Genomic DNA, 19,011 nt, shown 5'->3' on the forward strand with positions numbered 1-19,011 from the left:
ATGACTAGAACCATGCGCACCCGAACGTTGAAAACGCTGCTGGCGCCGTCCCTGCTGACCCTGGCGATGTTCGCCGGGGCCACGCAGGCGGCGGCCCCGCTGCGTCCGCCACAGGGTTACTTCGCACCGATCGAGAAGGTCAAGGTGGGCGAACCCGCCCAAGGCTGCGATGCCACGCCGACACCCTATACCGGCTCCCTGCAATTTCGCAGCAAGTACGAGGGCTCCGACAAGGCCCGCGCGACCCTGAACGTGCAGTCGGAAAAAGCCTTCCGTGACAGCACCGCCGACATCACCAAGATCGAGCGTGGCGTCAGCAAGCAGGTGATGCAATTCATGCGTGACGGTCGTCCCGAACAATTGGAATGCACTCTCAACTGGCTGACCGCGTGGGCCCAGGCCGATGCACTGATGTCCAAGGACTTCAACCACACCGGCAAGTCCATGCGCAAATGGGCGCTGGGCAGCATGGCTTCGGCCTATGTACGCCTGAAGTTCTCCGAGTCCCGCCCACTGGCCAATCACCAGGAGCAGGCGCAACTGATCGAAGGCTGGTTCAGCCGGATGGCCGATCAGGTGGTCAGCGACTGGGACAACCTGCCGCTGGACAAGACCAACAACCACTCCTACTGGGCCGCCTGGTCGGTGATGGCGACGTCCGTGGCAACCAACCGCCGCGACCTGTTCGATTGGGCCGTCAAGGAATACAAGGTCGGCGTCAACCAGGTCGATGCGGACGGTTTCCTGCCCAACGAACTCAAGCGCAAGCAACGGGCCCTGTCCTACCACAACTACGCGTTGCCGCCGCTGGCGATGATCGCCAGTTTCGCCCAGGTCAACGGCGTAGACCTGCGCCAGGAAAACAACGGTGCCCTCAAGCGACTGGGTGATCGGGTGCTGGCCGGGGTGAAAGACCCGGACATCTTCGAAGAGAAGAACGGCGACGAGCAGGACATGAAGGACCTGAAGATCGATTCGAAATTCGCCTGGCTCGAACCGTTCTGCAGCCTCTACACCTGTTCCGAGGATGTGCTGGAGCGCAAGCACGAAATGCAACCGTTCAAGACTTTCCGCCTCGGCGGGGACTTGACCAAGGTGTATGACCCGTCACGGGAGAAAGGCGAAAAGGGAAGCTGACACCACTCACCCTGCCGACAGGGAAACCTGTGGGAGCGAGCCTGCTCGCGATAGCGGTCTGACATTCGCCAAGGATGTCGACTGATACACCGTCATCGCGAGCAGGCTCGCTCCCACAAGGGGAGTTGGGTCTGTTCCGAATGTAATGAAGCCCCCCGGTTTTCATGGGGGGGTTTGGGGGGGCTCTGGCCCTTGACTGTTGATTCAACATGGAGAGATCGGGATGGTATTTTCATCCAACGTGTTCCTGTTCCTGTTCCTGCCGATCTTTCTCGGCTTGTACTACTTGAGCGGGCAACGCTACCGCAACCTGCTGCTGCTGATCGCCAGTTACGTGTTCTATGCCTGGTGGCGAGTGGACTTCCTGGCGCTGTTCGCCGGCGTGACCCTGTGGAACTACTGGATCGGCCTGAAAGTCGGCGCCGCGGGTGTGCGCACCAAACCGGCCCAGCGCTGGCTGTTGCTCGGCGTGGGCGTGGACTTGGCCATCCTGGGCTATTTCAAGTACGCCAACTTCGGCGTGGACAGCCTCAACGCAATCATCACCGGCTTCGGTCTCAACCCGTTCATCCTGACCCACGTGCTGTTGCCGATCGGGATCTCGTTCTACATCTTCGAGTCCATCAGCTACATCATCGACGTCTATCGCGGTGACACACCGGCTACCCGCAACCTGATCGACTTCGCGGCGTTCGTGGCGATTTTCCCGCACCTGATCGCCGGCCCCGTGCTGCGTTTCCGCGACCTGGCCGACCAGTTCAACAACCGTACCCACACCCTGGACAAGTTCTCCGAAGGCTGCACCCGCTTCATGCAGGGCTTCATCAAGAAAGTGTTCATCGCCGACACCCTGGCGGTCGTGGCCGACCATTGCTTCGCCTTGCAAAACCCGACCACGGGCGATGCCTGGCTCGGCGCCCTGGCCTACACCGCGCAGCTGTACTTCGACTTCTCCGGCTACAGCGACATGGCCATCGGCCTGGGCCTGATGATGGGTTTCCGTTTCATGGAAAACTTCAAGCAGCCCTACATCAGCCAGTCGATCACCGAGTTCTGGCGCCGCTGGCATATCAGCCTCTCCACCTGGCTGCGCGATTACCTCTACATCACCCTGGGCGGTAACCGCAAAGGCACGTTGATGACCTATCGCAACCTGTTCCTGACCATGCTGCTCGGTGGTCTGTGGCACGGCGCGAACATCACCTACGTGATCTGGGGTGCCTGGCACGGTATCTGGCTGGCCATCGAGAAGGCCGTGGGCATCAACACCACACCACGCAGCATCAACCCGATCCGCTGGGCGCTGACCTTCCTGCTGGTGGTCATGGGCTGGGTGATTTTCCGTGCCGAGAACCTGCACGTGGCCGGTCGCATGTACGGCGCCATGTTCAGCTTCGGCGACTGGTCGCTATCGGAACTGACCCGCGCCAACCTCACCGGCCTGCAGATCGCGACGCTGGTGGTGGCCTACATCACCCTCGCCTTCTTCGGCCTGCGGGACTTCTACACCAACCGTCCGCCGCTCAAGACCAAGCCCGAGGTCAACACCGAGGCCAACGGCCCGGCCACCGCGCAACCGGGGATGATCAAGGCCGTACCGGGTGACAACCCATCGACGATCCATGAACCGGGCTACACCGTGGGTGTCGAAGCCCAGGTGCAACCTGCCTACTGGACCGTGGACTGGTCACGCTACGTGATGCGCGCCCTGGTACTGCTGCTGTTCATCGCCTCGATTCTCAAACTCTCGGCGCAAAGCTTCTCGCCGTTCCTTTACTTCCAGTTCTGAGGGATCTGAATATGACCCGCTCATTACGCATCTTTTACATCGCACTGTTCATGCTGATCCTGACAGCGCTGGGCCTGTGGTCGATGCGCAGCTTCTTCGGCTTCAACACCAACCCCGACGCGACCGTGCTCAACGGGCGCTGGGCCAAGGCCGTGGAAACGCACTACGACGACGAGTTCCCGATCAAGCGCCTGGGCACCAACATCTGGGCCGCGCTGGACTACAAGCTGTTCAACGAAGGCCGTAAAGGCGTGGTCCTGGGCCGTGACCAGTGGCTGTACAGCGACGAAGAGTTCAACCCGATCGTCAACGAAGAGCTGAACCTGCAAGGCAACTACGCACTGGTCGAAGGCGTGCGCCAGAAGCTCAAGGAACAAGGCATCACCCTGGTGATGGCGATCATACCGGCCAAGGCTCGCCTGTATCCGGAGCACCTGGGTGACGTGAAGCCATCGAGCATTCACGCCAACCTTTACCAGGACTTCCACGCTCGCGTGGCGGCCGACAAGATCCTCGCCCCTGACCTGCTCGCCCCGCTGCAACAGGCCAAGCAAAGCGGCCAGCAAGTGTTCCTGCGCACCGACACCCACTGGACCCCGGAAGGTGCCCAGGTCGCTGCCGAGAACCTGGCCAAGGCCATTGCCGAGAAATCACCGCTCAACGGCGAGCCGCAACGCTTCGTCACCGAGCCTGCGGAGAAAATCACCCACAAGGGTGACCTGCGCCAGTTCCTGCCCCTGGATCCGCTGTTCGAAAACCTGATGCCGGCCCAGGAACCGCTGGTCAAGCGCAATACCCGCGAAGCCGACGACCAGCCGGCCGGCGACGACGCGCTGTTCGCCGACGCCCAGGTGCCCGTGGCCCTGATCGGCACCAGCTACAGCGCCAACCCTACCTGGAACTTCGTCGGTGCACTCAAGCAAGCCCTGCACAGCGACGTCGTGAACTACGCCGAAGACGGCCACGGCCCGATTCTGCCGATGCTCAGCTACCTCAAGAGCGATGCCTTCAAGAACAGCCCGCCACAGGTGCTGATCTGGGAGTTCCCTGAACGTTATCTGCCCGTGAACAACGAAATCGGCGACGCCGACCCACAGTGGGTCGCAGAGCTCAAACAAGCCGGTGCGCGCCAACAGAACGTAGCCGCCAACACCCCATCCGAGACGCCCGACCGGGCGCAAAACTGAAAGAGAGGTCCACCATGACTTTCAACACTACTCCTCGCCGTCTCGCTGCTCGCTCCTTCAAGGCCGTTGCCCTCGTCGCCAGCATGAGCGCCCTTTCCCTGTCAGCCTTTGCCGGTGACTCGGCCCTGTACGGCCCGGTCGCGCCAAAAGGCTCGAGCTTCGTGCGGGTCTATAACGCCGCCAACGCCGAAGTCAGCGCCACCGTCGGCAGCACCAACATCAGCGACGTAGCTCCCTTGGCCAGCAGCGACTTCAGCTTCATGCCCGGTGGCGACTACAGCGCCAAGGTCGGCAGCCAGACCGTGCCGGTGAAACTGGCTTCCGATCACTATTACACCCTGGTCAACAACGCCAGCGGCCAGCCTCAGTTGATCGAAGAGCCGCCGTTCAAGAACAAGCAGAAGTCCTTGGTGCGCGTGCAGAACCTCACCGACAAGGCTCTGACCCTCAAGACCGCCGATGGCAAGACCGAAGTGGTGCCGAACGTCGCGGCCAAAGGTCGTGGCGAGCGTGAAATCAACCCAGTGAAGGTGACCCTGGCGCTGTTCGAAGGCGACAAGAAAGTCGGCGACCTCAAGCCTGTGGCCCTGGAACGCGGCGAAGCGGCCGTGCTGTACGTCACCGGTTCAGGCAGCAGCCTGTCGCCAGTGTGGGTGAAACGCCCAGTGTCGACCCGCTGATGAATTCGCCTGATTGACGCTGTACCCCTGTGGGAGCGGGCTTGCTCGCGAATACGGTCTCACATTCAACATTGATGTTGGCTGAATCACCGCTTTCGCGAGCAAGCCCGCTCCCACCCTGAATCGGGGTGTCATTCGGGCACGGAACAACAACAAGAGAGTGAAACGACAGAACGCAGTAGCTCTAAAACCATTTCGATTTGTAGGAGTAACAAAACATGATTCCGGTGATCTTGTCAGGTGGTAGCGGCTCACGTCTTTGGCCGCTTTCGCGCAAGCAATTCCCTAAACAGTTCCTGGCCCTGACCGGCGAACACACCCTGTTCCAGCAGACCCTCGAGCGCCTGGTGTTCGAAGGCATGGACACGCCGATCGTGGTCTGCAACAAAGACCACCGGTTCATCGTCAACGAGCAACTGAGCAACCGCAAACTGGAAGCCCAGCGCATCCTGATGGAACCGTTCGGGCGCAACACCGCACCGGCCGTGGCACTGACCGCGATGATGCTGGTCAATGAAGGTCGCGACGAGCTGATGCTGGTGCTGCCGGCCGACCATGTGATCGAAGACCAGAAAGCCCTGCAACGCGCCCTGGCCCTGGCCACCGTGGCCGCCGAGCGTGGCGAAATGGTGCTGTTCGGCGTACCGGCCACCAAACCGGAAACCGGCTACGGCTACATCAAGTCGACCAACGATGCGCTGCTGCCCGAGGGCGTGAGCCGCGTCTCGCACTTCGTCGAAAAACCCGACGTCAAGCGTGCCACCGAGTTCGTCGAGGCCGGCGGGTATTTCTGGAACAGCGGCATGTTCCTGTTCCGTGCCAGCCGCTTCCTCGAAGAGCTGAAAAAGCACGATCCGGACATCTACGACACCTGCCTGCTGACTCTGGAGCGCAGTGAGCAGACCCCGGATACCATCACCTTCGACGAAGCCACCTTCGCCTGCTGCCCAGACAACTCCATCGACTACGCGGTGATGGAAAAGACCCAGCGCGCCTGTGTGGTCCCACTGTCGGCCGGTTGGAGTGATGTCGGCTGCTGGTCGTCGCTGTGGGAAGTCAATGCCAAGGACGCCAACGGCAACGTCACCAAGGGCGACGTGGTCGTCCAGGACAGCCGCAACTGCATGATCCACGGCAACGGCAAGCTGGTGTCGGTGATTGGCCTGGACAACATCGTGGTGGTCGAAACCAAGGACGCCATGATGATCGCCCACAAGGACAAGGTCCAAGGCGTCAAGCAGATGGTCAACACCCTCAACGCCCAGGGCCGCACCGAGACCCAGAACCACTGCGAGGTCTATCGTCCGTGGGGTTCCTATGACTCGGTGGACATGGGCGGTCGTTTCCAGGTCAAGCACATCTCGGTCAAGCCGGGCGCGTGCCTGTCGTTGCAGATGCACCACCACCGCGCCGAACACTGGATCGTGGTCAGCGGCACCGCTGAAGTGACCTGCGATGAGAACGTGTTCCTGCTCTGCGAAAACCAGTCGACCTATATCCCGATCGCGTCGGTCCACCGCCTGCGCAACCCGGGCAAGATCCCGCTGGAAATCATCGAAGTGCAGTCTGGCAGCTACCTGGGCGAAGACGACATCGAGCGTTTCGAGGACATCTACGGTCGTTCCACCCCGGTTGAGCGCGGCGTCTCGGTGAAAACCATCGCGCAGTAAACCTTCGCAAAAGAGAAGCCCCCGTCCAGCCCACTGCGTCCCCTATCCGCAGTGGGTTGGGTGGGGGCTTTTTTTTGCCTGCACATGCCGAGCAGCATCATCGCTTCAACACCTGCCACTCTCTTCGGTAGGATGGGCCTACGGTATCGGAGGCTTCAACCATGCTTATCGGCGTCTTGCTGGTTATCACCTGGCTCATCCTGCTGCTGCGCTACCCGGCCAAGGCCTTGCCGGTATCCCTGGCGGCGTTCATCGGCCTGGGCCTGGTCGCCGCGTGGGTGCTCTGGCAGGAAAACCGCGAGACCCGGCAACTGGAGCGCCTGGAGTTGCGCATCAGCTATGCCCCCGGACAATGCCCCGCCGATCGGCCGCTGTCGCTGACCATAAAAAACACCAATGACGTGCCGCTGATCGAACTGCAGTGGCGGGTCGCGGCCTATGCGCCTGGCGACACCATCAACCTCGCCGACAGCCCCTACGACGCACCGCGCTACCGTGGCCCGGGCGAATTGCAGGCCGGGGCCGATTGGCAAGACTGCCTGCCGCTGCCGCCCCTGCGCCCAGGGTATCGCCCACAGACCCTGGAGTTTCGCGCCGAGCGATTGCACGGTAGCTTTTCCAACTGATTGCCCTGCCCCCCACTTTTTTGCATAAGGAATGCACCATGCCTGTTGCGTTGATTACCGGATGTTCCAGCGGCATTGGCCGCGCCCTCGCCGACGCCTTCAAGGCTGCGGGTTATCAGGTCTGGGCCACGGCGCGCAAGACTGACGACGTGGCGACACTCGCCACCGCCGGGTTCACCGCCGTGCAGTTGGACGTCAACGACGGCCCGGCCCTGGAACAACTGAACGAGCGGATCAACCAGCAGCATGGCGGGCTGGATGTGCTGGTCAACAATGCCGGCTACGGTGCCATGGGCCCGCTGCTGGACGGTGGCGTGCCGGCCATGCAGCGGCAGTTCGAAACCAATGTGTTCGCCATCGTCGGCGTGACGCGCGCGCTGTTTCCGGTGTTGCGCCGCGCTCGGGGGCTGGTAGTGAACATCGGCAGCGTGTCCGGCGTGCTGGTCACGCCGTTTGCCGGCGCCTACTGCGCCTCGAAGGCCGCGGTGCACGCCTTGAGCGATGCCTTGCGCATGGAACTGGCGCCGTTCGGCATTCGCGTGATGGAAGTCCAGCCCGGCGCGATAGCCTCCAGCTTCGCCAAGAATGCCGGCCATGAAGCCGAACAGCTGATCAGCGAACAATCGCCCTGGTGGCCCCTGCGCGACGGCATCCGCGCCCGCGCCAAGGCCTCCCAGGACAACCCCACCCCGGCCAACGAATTCGCCGCCGGCCTGCTCAAGGCCGTGCAACAACCCAAGCCTCCGCGCCTGCTGCGCCTGGGCAACGGCAGCCGGTCACTGCCCTTGATGGCCGGGTGGCTGCCCAAGGGATTGCTGGAGAAGGGATTGATGAAGCGGTTTGGGTTGGGCCGGTCGTTGTAAGTACCGGAGGAGTAACAGGCATTACTTCTGTGGCGAGAGGATTGGGAGCGAACACAAAACTCATGCTCACCGCAGATCCAGTGTGGGAGCGGGCTTGCTCGCGAAGGCGCCGGCACAGCCAACCTCAGTGCAAGCTGAACCAACGCTTTCGCGAGCAAGCCCGCTCCCACAGGGGATCTGTGGTGTGTATCAAATCTCACCATCACCCACAAATGATGCGATGCCTCAGCGCTTGTCGTGGGGCTCGACCACCACCGTACAGGTCATCCCCGCCGCCAGCAGCACACCTTCCGGCACTTCGTCGAGATGAATCCGCACCGGCACCCGCTGGGCCAGGCGCACCCAGTTGAAGGTCGGGTTGACGTCGGCGATCAATTCGCGGCTTTCAGGGTTGTCACGGTCGTAGATGCCGCGGGAGATGCTTTCCACGTGTCCCTTGAGCATTTCGCCGCTCATGAGCTGCAACTGCGCCGAATCACCAACCCGCACCTTGGGCAGTTTGGTCTCTTCGAAGTAGCCATAGACCCAGAACGAATTCATGTCCACCACGGCCATCTTCGCCTCGCCGATGCGAGCATAGTCGCCACGGTGCACGTTGAGGTTGGTGACGTAGCCATCCACCGCCGCGCGGACTTCGGTGCGCGCCAGGTTCAGCTCGGCCGCCTCCAGTTGCGCCTGGGCCTGCTGGTAATCGGCCAGGGCCGAGTCGGCGATGTTGCTGGCGTCGTCGCGGTTTTCCCGGGAGATCACCAGGCTGTCCAGGTCGGCGCGGCGATGGGCGTTGACCTTGCGCATCTCCCAGGTGGCCTTGCGCGACGCCACCAGGGAACGCGCCTGCTTCACGGCGATGCGGTAATGCTCGGGATCGATGCGCAGCAGCAGGTCGCCCTTTTTTACGATTTGGTTGTCGCGTACCGGCACCTCGACCACCTCGCCGCTGACATCGGCGGCGACGTTGATGATGTCGGCCCGCACCCGACCATCGCGGGTCCAGGGGGTGTTCATGTAATGCACCCATAACGTACGGCCAATCCACAGGGCCAGGGCCAGCACCAACAGTGTCGCCAGCAGGCTGAAAAACTTTTTCATCGCATCGATCTCAACGGTAGACCGTCAGCGCCAGCGCGCCGAACAGGCAGGTAAACAGACTCAGGCGCAGCAACGCCGGGTGCCAGAAGAAGCGGTACAGGTCCAGCCCCGACAGGAAGCGGTCCAACGCCCAGGCCAGGGCGGCGGCGATGAAGAACATCAAGGTCATGGTGGGCATGTACACGCCATGGAAGGCGATCTCACGGGGCATGTTCAGGTTCCTGGGACAGCGGTGTGGCAGGCGGCATGGCATAGCCGGCCAATGGCGATTGCGGGTCGAGCAGCGAGGTACGGATGAAATGCAGGTAGCTTTTCACCCGACGCAGGGCCGAGGTGTCGAAATGCGGGGCGAAGGGTTCGTCGGTGGCCTGCACACGGCTGATGGCGTGATCCACTGCCACCAGGGCACGCTCCAGATTGCTCTGGCTCGGCTGGCGGAACAGCCGCACCAGCGCCCGCCCCATCACGCGGATCGCCTGGCGCCACGGCTGGCTTTCGGCATAAGCCGGATGCACGGGCAAAATCGCCTGCTCCTTGCGCAACTCGATAATCGCGTGGCCAACCTCCAGCACCACGAACATCCAGCGCAGCAATCCCCGTTGCACCTGGGGCTGCCCCGCCGCCAGCCCGTAGGCTTGGTGCAGCAAGTCGCGGGTACCGCTTTCGAAACTCGACGCCAGGCCCTTGAGCTTGCCGCTGATGGCAAACACCACTTGCTCGCGCAGGTCCTGCTCCAACCGGCGCCACAACCAGCGGCTGTTGGGCGGCAGGATGATTGCCCCAGCCGCCGCACATACCAGCATGCCGAGGATCATCGCGATGTAGTCGTTGATGAACGCGTAGGGGTTGTAGACCGTCAGGTTGTCCGGCACCGAACCGGTGCTGAAAAAGATCAGCAGCCCCAGTCCGACTCCGGCGTATTGCGGCCTGGAACTGAGGAACGAACCGAGCATGATCACTGGCGCCAGCATCACGCAAAGCAACGGGAAGCCATCGATCAACGGGAAGATGAAAAACATCTCGACGAAGCCGATCAACGCCCCGAACAACGTGCCGCAGGCCATCTGGAACGCCATGCGCTTGGGGTTGGGCGTCGCGGCCGACAAGCCCACCGTGGCGGCGGCGATCATCGTCATGGTCGCGCCGCTCGGCCAAGCCGTGGCGACCCAGTAACTACCCAGCACCAACAGGATGAAGGCGGCACGAATACCCGATGCCGTGGCAGCCAACCAGTTGGTCTGCGGCACGAATGGTTCGTCCCAGCGCTCACGTTCGTGGCGATGATCGGCCAGGGATGCATGGGTCAGGGCATAGCCATGCAGATCGTCGACGAAGCGATAAAGCAGCTCGTAGGCGGTATGGAAATCCAACTGCTGCCCATCACTGGGTTCCGTTTCCTGGAACAACGCTCGCAGCCGTCGTACCTGGGCCGGCAGTTCGGCCTTATAGTCGGCCAGCGCCACCGCCAGACGGGCCGCATCGGCGTCGGTCAGGGCGCGGCCACTGAAGCCGTCGAGCAGTTCAGCCAAGGTTTGCAAACCCGGCTTGATGGCGTTGACCACGTGATCCGCCGCACTGCCGCGCAAGCGTTCGAGTAATTGGTGCAAGGCGTTGAAGCGGGTGGTGACGCCCATGAACTCGCTGTTCAAACGACTGAGCCGGCCATTGCGCCGACGCATGTGCGGGTCTTCGAACACGGTCACGCTGCGCAGGCTTTCCAGGCCGACGGCTTCAGCGATGAAGCCCACGTTACGCGCCTCGAAGGCCTCTCGCTGGCTGCGCCCACGCAGGCCATCGGTCACGAACAGGGCAAATACCCCAAAGCGCTGGTACAAGGCATTGCGCATGGCGGCGCTGGCGGTTTGCGGCAGGATCGCGGCGCTGACCAGGGTAGCGCAGAGAATTCCCAGGGATATCTCCAGCACCCGCCAGACCGCCGCCATGAACGCGCCTTCCGGATGGGCCAGGGCTGGCAGGCCAATCATCGCCGCGGTGTAGCCGGCCAGCACAAAACCGTAGGCCCGGAAGTTGCGGTAACGCGCCGCCCCCGCCGAACAGAGGCCAACCCAGATCGCCAGGCAACCGAGAAACGGCTCGGTGTTCTGGGCAAACAAGGCGATCAACGCCACCATCACCGCCGAGCCGGCCAGGGTACCGAGCAAGCGATAGAAGCTCTTGGCGAACACCTGCCCGCTCTGGGGCTGCATGACAATGAATACGGTGATCATGGCCGTGCGCGGTTGGGGCAGTTCCAGGCGCATCGCCAGCCACAAGGTCAAAAACGCAGCAAACAGGACCTTGAAGATATAGACCCAGGTCACCCCGTCGCTGCGGGCCCAGTCGAAGAAACCACGGCGCCATTCGAGGCGGTAGAGCCAGCGGGCAGGAGCGAATAAAGACATCACGATAGAACTACTCTGCATGGCTCGAGTCGGGGGAATCGTTGCCGGCTTCCAGCCCACCGCCCAACGCCGTCACCAGGTCGGCATGGGCACTCAAGCGCGCCGCCTGTACCTGCTGTTGCACCTGTTGCTGCTTGAACAACAGGCTTTGGGCGTTGAGCACGTTGAGGTAATCCGTCAGCCCGCGCTGGAACGCCACCAGCGCAATATCGTAAGTACGCTGGGCGGCCGCCACCGATTCGGCGGCGAAGGCTTGTTGCTTATCCATCGATTCACGGCGGATCAACTGATCGGAAATGCTCTTGAGGGCCTCCACCAGCGTCTGGTTGTAGTGGGCCACGGCGATGTCATAGCCGGCCGCCGCCTCGCCCAACTGCGAACGCAAGCGCCCACCGTCGAAGATCGGCAACGTGATCGCCGGCCCGACGTTGTAGGTGAGCTTCTTGCCGGTCAAGAACTCCAGCGCCCCGCCGCCGGTGGCCATGTAGCCGATGCTGCCCACCAGGTCGACGTTGGGATAAAAACCGGCGCGAGCCACATCGATACCCCGCGCCTGAGCTGCCACTTGCCAACGCCCGGCCACCACATCCGGACGCTGGCCGAGCAGCTCGGCGGGCAAGGCCGACGGCAACTTCAAAGGTGCGCCGAGGGCCAGGGTGGGTCGTTGCAACTGGCCGCCCGCTCCCGGTCCCTTGCCCGCCAGTGCCGCCAACTGATTGCGGCTCAAGGCAATGGCTTCGTCCAGGGCGTCGAGTTGGCGATGGGTCTCAGGCAACGGCGCCTGGGCCTGGCTGACTTCGAAATGGGTGCCGATGCCGCCATCCAGGCGCTTTTGCGCCAGCTCTAGAATCTGCTCTTGTTGATGGAGGGTCGCGGCGACGATATCGCGCTGGGCGTAGTGCAACGAAAACTGGATGTATGCGCGCACGATGTTGCTCTGCAATTCCAGTTGCGCCTGCCGCGCCTCAGCGACACTGACATGGGCCAGGTCCACCGCCCGTTCACTGGCATTACGCTCGCGCCCCCACAGGTCCAGGGCGTAACTCAAGCCCAGGCCGGCGTTGTTGTCCCAGGTGGTGGTGTCGGCGAGCTCGCCCGGGCCATAGAACTGATCGGTGGGCCAGTTGTGACGCTTGAGGGTCGCCTGGCCATTGATCTGCAGCGACTCGGCGGCCTCGACCACGCCGGCCAAGGCCTTGGCCTGGCGTACCCGGGCAGCGGCCATGGCCAGGCTCGGGCTACCTTGCACGGCCAGGTCGATCCAGCGATTCAACTGCGGGTCGCCATAGGCGTTCCACCACTGGTGGGTAGGCCAGTGGGCATCGCGGGCGGCCTCGCGGATGGCCGCATCGGTAGCCAATTGGTTGGCCGGTAACACCTGGCTTTGCGGCCCAATCCCTCCTGTCCCGATGCAACCGCTGATGGTTAATGTCAGAACCCAAACACTGAGAGTCTTCAGCTCTCTGCTGATGCAACGCGGCACTTGCGCAAAATTCCTGAGATGGAGAGGCATGAAGCGATCATGAGGATGCATGCCTGGTAACACACTTGTGGGAGCGAGCCTGCTCGCGATGGCGTCCGGCCAGACACATCGAAGGTGGATGTGGTGCCCCCATCGCGAGCAGGCTCGCTCCCACAAGGAGTCAATAGGTCCAGGATTGGCGGCAATTCTAGGCATCGCCCTCCCCGGCGATAAGCCGACCTTTCTGTGAATCTTTGTTACCGTTAACGCGATAATCCATTAGTCGGGTCCCGCAGCTCTGTAACTTCGTGTCACAATTTGCCACCTCCCAAGAGAGCCCTCCATGGACACCTTGCAAAACATGCGCGCGTTCAGCTGTGTTGCCGAAGCCGGCAGTTTCACCGCCGCCGCCGTGCAACTGGATACCACCACAGCCAACGTCTCGCGTGCGGTTTCCAATCTGGAAGCCCACCTGCAAACCCGCCTGCTCAACCGTACCACTCGCCGGATCGCCCTGACCGAGGCGGGTAAACGCTACTTGTTGCGTTGCGAGCAGATCCTGGCTTATGTCGAAGAAGCGGAAGCCGAGGCCAGCGATGCCCACGCGCGACCGGCCGGGCAGTTGAAGGTCCACACGATGACCGGCATCGGCCAGCATTTCGTGATCGACGCCATCGCCCGTTACCGCAAGACGCATCCGGATGTGACCTTCGACCTGACCCTGGCCAACCGGGTGCCGGACATCCTCGACGAGGGCTATGACGTCTCCATCGTGCTCGCCAGCGAGCTGCCGGATTCGGGTTTTGTCTCCCAGCGCCTGGGGATTACCTACAGCATCGTCTGCGCGTCGCCCGCCTACGTGAAAGCCAGCGGCTGCCCGCAAAAACCCAGCGACCTGCTCAACCACGCCTGCCTGCGCCTGGTCAGCCCGGTCATTCCGCTGGAAAAATGGGTGTTCGACGGCCCGGAAGGCCAGGAGATGGTCACCATCAACAGCTCACCGTTCCTGGTCAATTCCGCCGACGCGATGAAAACCGCGATCACCAGCGGCATGGGCGTGGGGGTACTGCCGGTGTACGCCGCCATCGAAGGCTTGCGCAACGGCACGCTGGTGCGGGTCATGCCCAACTACCGCTCCCAGGAACTGAACCTCTATGCCATCTACCCGTCGCGCCAATACCTGGATGCGAAGATCAAGACCTGGGTCGAGTACCTGCGAGGCTCGTTGCCGGAAATCCTCGCGGCGCACCAGTCTGAGCTGGCGGCTTACGAATTGAGCGGAAAGCTGGCTGGCGCACGGGTCGCGAACTGAGATCGCCCCGTGCGTGAAGAAGGATGATTTCAGCGCTTGCCCATCGAACGACGCGTGCCGGGAGGCGCAGCGCCCGGGGTCTTGGTATGGCCATTCTTCGCGCCGTTCTTGTACCACGGCTGTTGCCCGGCACCCTTGGCCGCAGCCAGCTCACCAGGTTTGAACGGGAATTTGAAGGCCGGAATCGGCGCTTTGACGTCCTCGGCGCTGGAAACATCGCTGTGGGACAAATCGGCCTGTTCGCCGCCAGGGAGTTCGTCCGCAGGCGAAGATGTCGGGGAATTCATGTAGGGCTCCGGGTCATGCATGCCAGTCGGGCCCGAAGAGCGAGCCGCGAAAGGCGGCAGTATACCTGGCCGATATCACAGCGCGCAGGGCAGTTTCATCCAGCACAACCATTCATCTGACAGCAAGCCGGGACAAAACTGACAAGCCTGACAGTTAGCCGTCACCTTCCTGACCGGCTCGTAACGCTATATAAGAAAGCTCCAACTCCTGTGTCCCGAACCGGCCTTTCATATCCATGCACACCCAGAAGAAAACTGTCCTGCTCGTCGTGCTGTTGGTCGCCCTGGCGGCCCTTGTCCTCTGGTTTGTGCTCAAGCCCGTGACCGCCAAGCCCAGCGCTCCCGCCGCTGTTCCGGTACGGGCCGTCAGCGTGGTGCAAAAAGACGTACCGCGCTTTGCCAGCGGCATCGGCACGGTCCTGTCGCTGCACAGCGTGGTCATCCGGCCGCAGATCGACGGCATCCTCACCCGGTTGTTGGTCAAGGAAGGACAGTTGGTCAAGAAGGGGGACCTGTTGGCGACCATCGACGATCGTTCGATCCGCGCCAGCCTCGACCAGGCCCGGGCCCAACTCGGCGAGAGCCAGGCGCAGCTCGCCGTGGCCCAGGTCAATCTCAAGCGCTACAAATTACTCAGCGTCGATGACGGCGTATCGAAACAGACCTATGACCAGCAACAGGCGCTGGTCAACCAGCTCAAGGCCACCGCCCAGGGCAACCAGGCGGCCATCGACTCGGCGCAGGTGCAACTTTCCTACACCCAGATCCGCTCCCCGGTGAGCGGGCGTGTCGGCATTCGTAACGTGGATGAAGGCAACTTCCTGCGCACCAGCGACACCGAAGGCCTGTTCACGGTGACCCAGATCGATCCGATCGCAGTGGAGTTCTCCCTGCCCCAGCAGATGCTGCCCACCTTGCAACGGTTGATCGCGGCGCCCGAGCAAGCCTTGGTCAAGGCCTACATCGGTGCCGATGGTGCCACCGGGGAGTTGCTGGGCGAGGGGCGCCTGAGTCTTATCGACAACCAGATCAACACCAACACCGGGACCCTGCGGGCCAAGGCTGAATTCAACAACGCCGCGCAACGGCTGTGGCCCGGGCAACTGGTGACGCTGAAGATCCAGACCGCCCTCGACAAGGACGCCCTGGTGGTGCCTCCCACCGTGGTCCAGCGCGGGCTGGAGCAACACTTCGTGTACCGGATCAAGGGCGACAAGGTCGAGAGCGTGCCGGTGGTGATGGTTTACCAGGACAGCGACATGCACATCATCAAGGGCGTGAACGCCGGCGACCAACTGGTGAGCGACGGTCAGTCACGGCTCAAGCCTGGCAGCCACATCCAGGTGCTCAGTGATCCGCCCGCCCTGGCCAAGACCGCGGAGCCGCAACCATGAAGGGCCGCGGCTCGGTTTCGGCGTGGTGCATCGACCACCCGATCGCCACGGTGCTGCTGACGTTTGCCCTGGTCCTGCTGGGGGTGATCGCGTTTCCTCGCCTGCCCGTCGCGCCGTTGCCGGAGGCGGAATTCCCGACCATCCAGGTCAACGCGCAGTTGCCGGGGGCCAGTCCCGAAACCATGGCCTCGTCGGTGGCCACACCGCTGGAAGTGCAATTCAGTGCCATCCCCGGCATCACCCAGATGACCTCCAGCAGCGCCCTGGGCTCGACCAACCTGATCCTGCAATTCAGCCTCGATAAAAGCATCGACACCGCCGCCCAGGAAGTGCAGGCGGCGATCAACACCGCCGCCGGCAAACTGCCCAACGACATGCCGAACCTGCCGACCTGGCGCAAGGTCAACCCCGCCGACAGCCCGGTGCTGATCCTCAGCATCAGTTCCACCCTGATGCCCGGAACCGAGCTGAGCGACTACGTCGAGACCCTGCTCTCGCGTCAGATCAGCCAGATCGATGGTGTAGGGCAAATCTACATTACCGGCCAGCAACGTCCGGCGATCCGGGTCCAGGCCTCGGCTGACCGACTCGCCGCCATCGGCCTGACCCTGGCGGACATCCGCCTGGCGCTCCAGCAGGCCAGCCTCAACCTGGCCAAGGGCGCCCTGTACGGCGAATCGAGCGTTTCCACCCTGTCCACCAACGACCAGCTGTTCCAACCTGAGGAGTACGGTGAGCTGATCGTGTCCTACAAGGACGGGGCACCGGTTCACCTCAAGGACATCGCCAAGGTCGTCAACGGCTCGGAAAACGCCTACGTCCAGGCCTGGGCCGACAACGAACCGGGGGTCAACCTGGTGATCTTCCGGCAGCCGGGGGCGAACATCGTCGAGACCGTCGACCGCATCCAGGCGGCCCTGCCCACCCTGCAAGCCATGTTGCCCGCCGCAGTGCAGGTCAAGGTCCTGATCGACCGCACCCAGACCATCCGCGCCTCGTTGCATGAAGTGGAAATCACCTTGCTGATCGCGGTGCTGCTGGTGGTCGCGGTGATGGCGTTGTTCCTGCGCCAGCTCTCGGCGACCCTGATTGTCTCGGCGGTGCTGGGGGTATCGCTGACCGCCAGTTTCGCGTTGATGTACGTGATGGGCTTCAGCCTGAACAACCTGACCCTGGTGGCGATCGTCATTTCGGTGGGGTTCGTGGTGGACGATGCGATCGTGGTGGTGGAGAACATCCACCGGCACCTGGAGGCCGGAGACGGCATGCGCGAAGCGGCGATCAAGGGCGCTGGCGAAATCGGCTTCACCGTGGTCTCCATCAGTTTCTCGTTGATAGCGGCGTTCATTCCGTTGCTGTTCATGGGCGGCGTGGTCGGGCGCCTGTTCAAGGAGTTCGCCCTGACCGCCACCTCGACCATCCTGATTTCAGTGGTGGTGTCGCTCACGTTGGCGCCGACCCTGGCCGCGCTGTTCATGCGCGCTCCGGTGCACCATGCCCACGGCGCGCCAGGTTTCGGCGAGCGCCTGCTGAGCTGGTACGAGCACGGCCTGCGTCGGGCCCTGGCCCATCAAAAACTGATGATCGGTGTGTTCGGCCTGACCCTGGCATTGGCGGTGGTGGGCTACGTGTTCATTCCCAAGGGGTTCTTCCCGGTACAGGACACCGGCCTGGTGCTGGGCACCAGCGAAGCCGCCGCCGATGTGTCATTCCCGGACATGGTGGCCAAGCACAAGGCCCTGGCCGAAATCGTCGCCGCCGACCCGGCGGTGCAAACCTTCTCCCACTCCGTCGGCGTCTCGGGCAACAACCAGACCATCGCCAACGGCCGCTTCTGGATCGCCCTCAAGCCCCGGGGCGAGCGTGACGTGTCGGCCAGCGGCTTCATCGACCGGATCCGCCCGCAATTACTGAAAATCCCCGGCGTGGTGCTGTACCTCAGGGCCGGACAGGACATCAACCTCAGTTCCGGCCCCAGTCGCGCCCAATACCAATACGTGCTCAAGAGCAACGATGGACCGAGCCTGAACGCCTGGACGCAAAAACTCACCGACAAGCTGCGCGGCAACCCGGCGTTTCGTGACATCTCCAACGACCTGCAACTGGGCGGCAGCATCACCCACATCAATATTGACCGCAGCGCGGCGGCACGTTTCGGCCTCACCGCCACCGATGTCGACCAGGCTCTATACGACGCCTTCGGCCAGCGCCAGATCAATGAATTCCAGACCGAGACCAACCAGTACAACGTGATCCTGGAGCTCGACGCCCAGCAACGAGGCAAGGCCGAAAGCCTGGCGTATTTCTACCTGCGTTCGCCCCTGAGCGGGGAAATGGTGCCGCTCTCGGCCCTGGCCCGCTTCGATGCGCCGAGCAACGGCCCGCTGTCGATTGCCCACGACGGCATGTTCCCGGCCGCCAACCTGTCATTCAACCTGGCACCAGGCGTGGCCCTGGGGGACGCAGTGCGCCTGCTCGACCAGGCGAAGAACGAAATCGGCATGCCGGCGGCCATCACCGGCAGCTTCCAGGGCGCAGCCCAGGCCTTCCAGAGCTCCCTGGCCAGCCAGCCATGGCTGATCCTCGCCGCGCTGGTGGCCGTGTACATCATCCTCGGCGTGCTCTACGAGAGTTTCGTGCATCCGTTGACGATCATCTCCACCCTGCCCTCCGCCGGCCTCGGCGCGCTGATCATGCTCTGGCTGCTGGGCCAGGACTTTTCGATCATGGCGCTGATCGGGCTGGTGCTGCTGATCGGGATCGTCAAGAAGAACGGCATCCTGATGATCGACTTCGCCCTCGACGCCCAGCGCAACAGAGGACTCGCGCCCCAGGAAGCGATTTTCCAGGCGTGCCTGACACGCTTCCGTCCGATCATGATGACCACCCTGGCCGCACTGCTCGGTGCCTTGCCGCTGATGCTCGGCTATGGCCCCGGCGCAGAGCTGCGCCAGCCCCTGGGCATCGCGGTGGTGGGCGGCCTGCTGGTGAGCCAGGCGCTGACGCTGTTCACCACACCGGTCATATACTTGTGGCTGGAGCGACTGTTCCATCGGCCCGCCCATCAGCCAGGGTCGGCGCCGACGGCGGCGCTGGCGAGCACAGACCACTGA

15 protein-coding genes are annotated in these 19,011 nt (G+C 62.8%); 10 read left to right on the top strand and 5 right to left on the bottom strand.

Translation table 11 applies throughout. The annotated features are described in order from the left end of the window. The first annotated feature begins 12 nt into the window (after nt 1-12). The 7 genes from PBDP_RS24115 to PBDP_RS24145 all read left to right on the top strand — a co-directional run bounded on the left by PBDP_RS24115 (nt 13) and on the right by PBDP_RS24145 (nt 7,952). Nucleotides 13-1,137, top strand: a complete 1,125-nt coding sequence (locus tag PBDP_RS24115; RefSeq protein WP_109754788.1) for a mannuronate-specific alginate lyase — start codon at nt 13-15, stop codon at nt 1,135-1,137. Between the two features lie 223 nt (nt 1,138-1,360). After that, nucleotides 1,361-2,926 (top strand): MBOAT family O-acyltransferase, encoded by a 1,566-nt coding sequence (locus PBDP_RS24120; RefSeq protein ID WP_109754790.1) that lies wholly within the window; start codon nt 1,361-1,363, stop codon nt 2,924-2,926. 11 nt (nt 2,927-2,937) lie between these two features. After that, nucleotides 2,938-4,113, top strand: coding sequence for an alginate O-acetyltransferase (locus tag PBDP_RS24125; protein WP_212801421.1), 1,176 nt, complete (start codon nt 2,938-2,940; stop codon nt 4,111-4,113). Nucleotides 4,114-4,127: 14 nt separating this feature from the next. Then, nucleotides 4,128-4,793, top strand: a complete 666-nt coding sequence (locus PBDP_RS24130) for an alginate O-acetyltransferase AlgF (RefSeq protein ID WP_212801422.1) — start codon at nt 4,128-4,130, stop codon at nt 4,791-4,793. Between the two features lie 218 nt (nt 4,794-5,011). Then, nucleotides 5,012-6,463: a mannose-1-phosphate guanylyltransferase/mannose-6-phosphate isomerase gene (locus PBDP_RS24135; protein ID WP_109754793.1), complete on the top strand. Its 1,452-nt coding sequence runs from the start codon at nt 5,012-5,014 to the stop codon at nt 6,461-6,463. Nucleotides 6,464-6,624: 161 nt separating this feature from the next. Then, nucleotides 6,625-7,089, top strand: coding sequence for a multidrug transporter (locus tag PBDP_RS24140; RefSeq protein ID WP_109754794.1), 465 nt, complete (start codon nt 6,625-6,627; stop codon nt 7,087-7,089). Between the two features lie 38 nt (nt 7,090-7,127). Continuing rightward, nucleotides 7,128-7,952, top strand: a complete 825-nt coding sequence (locus PBDP_RS24145) for an SDR family oxidoreductase (protein WP_109754795.1) — start codon at nt 7,128-7,130, stop codon at nt 7,950-7,952. 225 nt (nt 7,953-8,177) lie between these two features. Here the strand turns inward: PBDP_RS24145 and PBDP_RS24150 are convergent, their stop codons facing one another. From PBDP_RS24150 to PBDP_RS24165, 4 genes are read right to left on the bottom strand one after another with little or no spacing between them, the layout of a single operon-like run. Then, nucleotides 8,178-9,041 (bottom strand): efflux RND transporter periplasmic adaptor subunit, encoded by an 864-nt coding sequence (locus PBDP_RS24150; RefSeq protein ID WP_212801423.1) that lies wholly within the window; start codon nt 9,039-9,041, stop codon nt 8,178-8,180. A 10-nt stretch (nt 9,042-9,051) separates the two neighbouring features. Further along, entirely contained in the window at nt 9,052-9,252 is a 201-nt protein-coding gene (locus PBDP_RS24155) for a DUF1656 domain-containing protein (protein ID WP_024617598.1), read from the bottom strand. Continuing rightward, a complete protein-coding gene (locus tag PBDP_RS24160; RefSeq protein ID WP_212802534.1) occupies nt 9,242-11,446 on the bottom strand; it encodes an FUSC family protein in 2,205 nt (734 codons plus the stop codon). Before PBDP_RS24160 ends, PBDP_RS24155 begins: the two co-directional genes overlap by 11 nt. Nucleotides 11,447-11,453: 7 nt before the next feature. Next, nucleotides 11,454-12,926: an efflux transporter outer membrane subunit gene (locus PBDP_RS24165; RefSeq protein ID WP_212802535.1), complete on the bottom strand. Its 1,473-nt coding sequence runs from the start codon at nt 12,924-12,926 to the stop codon at nt 11,454-11,456. Nucleotides 12,927-13,248: 322 nt separating this feature from the next. Here PBDP_RS24165 and PBDP_RS24170 point away from each other — a divergent pair, with 322 nt between their 5' ends. Beyond that, nucleotides 13,249-14,217 (top strand): LysR family transcriptional regulator, encoded by a 969-nt coding sequence (locus tag PBDP_RS24170; protein WP_109754798.1) that lies wholly within the window; start codon nt 13,249-13,251, stop codon nt 14,215-14,217. A gap of 29 nt (nt 14,218-14,246) precedes the next feature. Here the strand turns inward: PBDP_RS24170 and PBDP_RS24175 are convergent, their stop codons facing one another. Beyond that, the gene (locus tag PBDP_RS24175) at nt 14,247-14,504 is read right to left on the bottom strand and encodes a hypothetical protein (RefSeq protein ID WP_109754799.1); all 258 of its coding nucleotides are present in this window, start codon (nt 14,502-14,504) and stop codon (nt 14,247-14,249) included. Nucleotides 14,505-14,740: 236 nt separating this feature from the next. Here PBDP_RS24175 and PBDP_RS24180 point away from each other — a divergent pair, with 236 nt between their 5' ends. Together PBDP_RS24180 and PBDP_RS24185 are read left to right on the top strand one after the other, a co-directional pair. Then, the gene (locus PBDP_RS24180; RefSeq protein WP_109754800.1) at nt 14,741-15,898 is read left to right on the top strand and encodes an efflux RND transporter periplasmic adaptor subunit; all 1,158 of its coding nucleotides are present in this window, start codon (nt 14,741-14,743) and stop codon (nt 15,896-15,898) included. After that, nucleotides 15,895-19,011 (top strand): multidrug efflux RND transporter permease subunit, encoded by a 3,117-nt coding sequence (locus tag PBDP_RS24185; protein ID WP_116833395.1) that lies wholly within the window; start codon nt 15,895-15,897, stop codon nt 19,009-19,011. Before PBDP_RS24180 ends, PBDP_RS24185 begins: the two co-directional genes overlap by 4 nt.

This window comes from Pseudomonas sp. St290 (assembly GCF_018325805.1).
Lineage (GTDB): Bacteria > Pseudomonadota > Gammaproteobacteria > Pseudomonadales > Pseudomonadaceae > Aquipseudomonas > Aquipseudomonas bijieensis.

Coding starts and splice junctions, on each gene's coding strand:
- PBDP_RS24135 (WP_109754793.1), top strand. CDS start 5,012: ATGATTCCGGTGATCTTGTCAGGTGGTAGCGGCTCACGTCTTTGGCCG.
- PBDP_RS24125 (WP_212801421.1), top strand. CDS start 2,938: ATGACCCGCTCATTACGCATCTTTTACATCGCACTGTTCATGCTGATC.
- PBDP_RS24115 (WP_109754788.1), top strand. CDS start 13: ATGCGCACCCGAACGTTGAAAACGCTGCTGGCGCCGTCCCTGCTGACC.
- PBDP_RS24130 (WP_212801422.1), top strand. CDS start 4,128: ATGACTTTCAACACTACTCCTCGCCGTCTCGCTGCTCGCTCCTTCAAG.
- PBDP_RS24180 (WP_109754800.1), top strand. CDS start 14,741: ATGCACACCCAGAAGAAAACTGTCCTGCTCGTCGTGCTGTTGGTCGCC.
- PBDP_RS24140 (WP_109754794.1), top strand. CDS start 6,625: ATGCTTATCGGCGTCTTGCTGGTTATCACCTGGCTCATCCTGCTGCTG.
- PBDP_RS24150 (WP_212801423.1), bottom strand. CDS start 9,041: ATGAAAAAGTTTTTCAGCCTGCTGGCGACACTGTTGGTGCTGGCCCTG.
- PBDP_RS24185 (WP_116833395.1), top strand. CDS start 15,895: ATGAAGGGCCGCGGCTCGGTTTCGGCGTGGTGCATCGACCACCCGATC.
- PBDP_RS24170 (WP_109754798.1), top strand. CDS start 13,249: ATGGACACCTTGCAAAACATGCGCGCGTTCAGCTGTGTTGCCGAAGCC.
- PBDP_RS24145 (WP_109754795.1), top strand. CDS start 7,128: ATGCCTGTTGCGTTGATTACCGGATGTTCCAGCGGCATTGGCCGCGCC.
- PBDP_RS24155 (WP_024617598.1), bottom strand. CDS start 9,252: ATGCCCCGTGAGATCGCCTTCCATGGCGTGTACATGCCCACCATGACC.
- PBDP_RS24175 (WP_109754799.1), bottom strand. CDS start 14,504: ATGAATTCCCCGACATCTTCGCCTGCGGACGAACTCCCTGGCGGCGAA.
- PBDP_RS24120 (WP_109754790.1), top strand. CDS start 1,361: ATGGTATTTTCATCCAACGTGTTCCTGTTCCTGTTCCTGCCGATCTTT.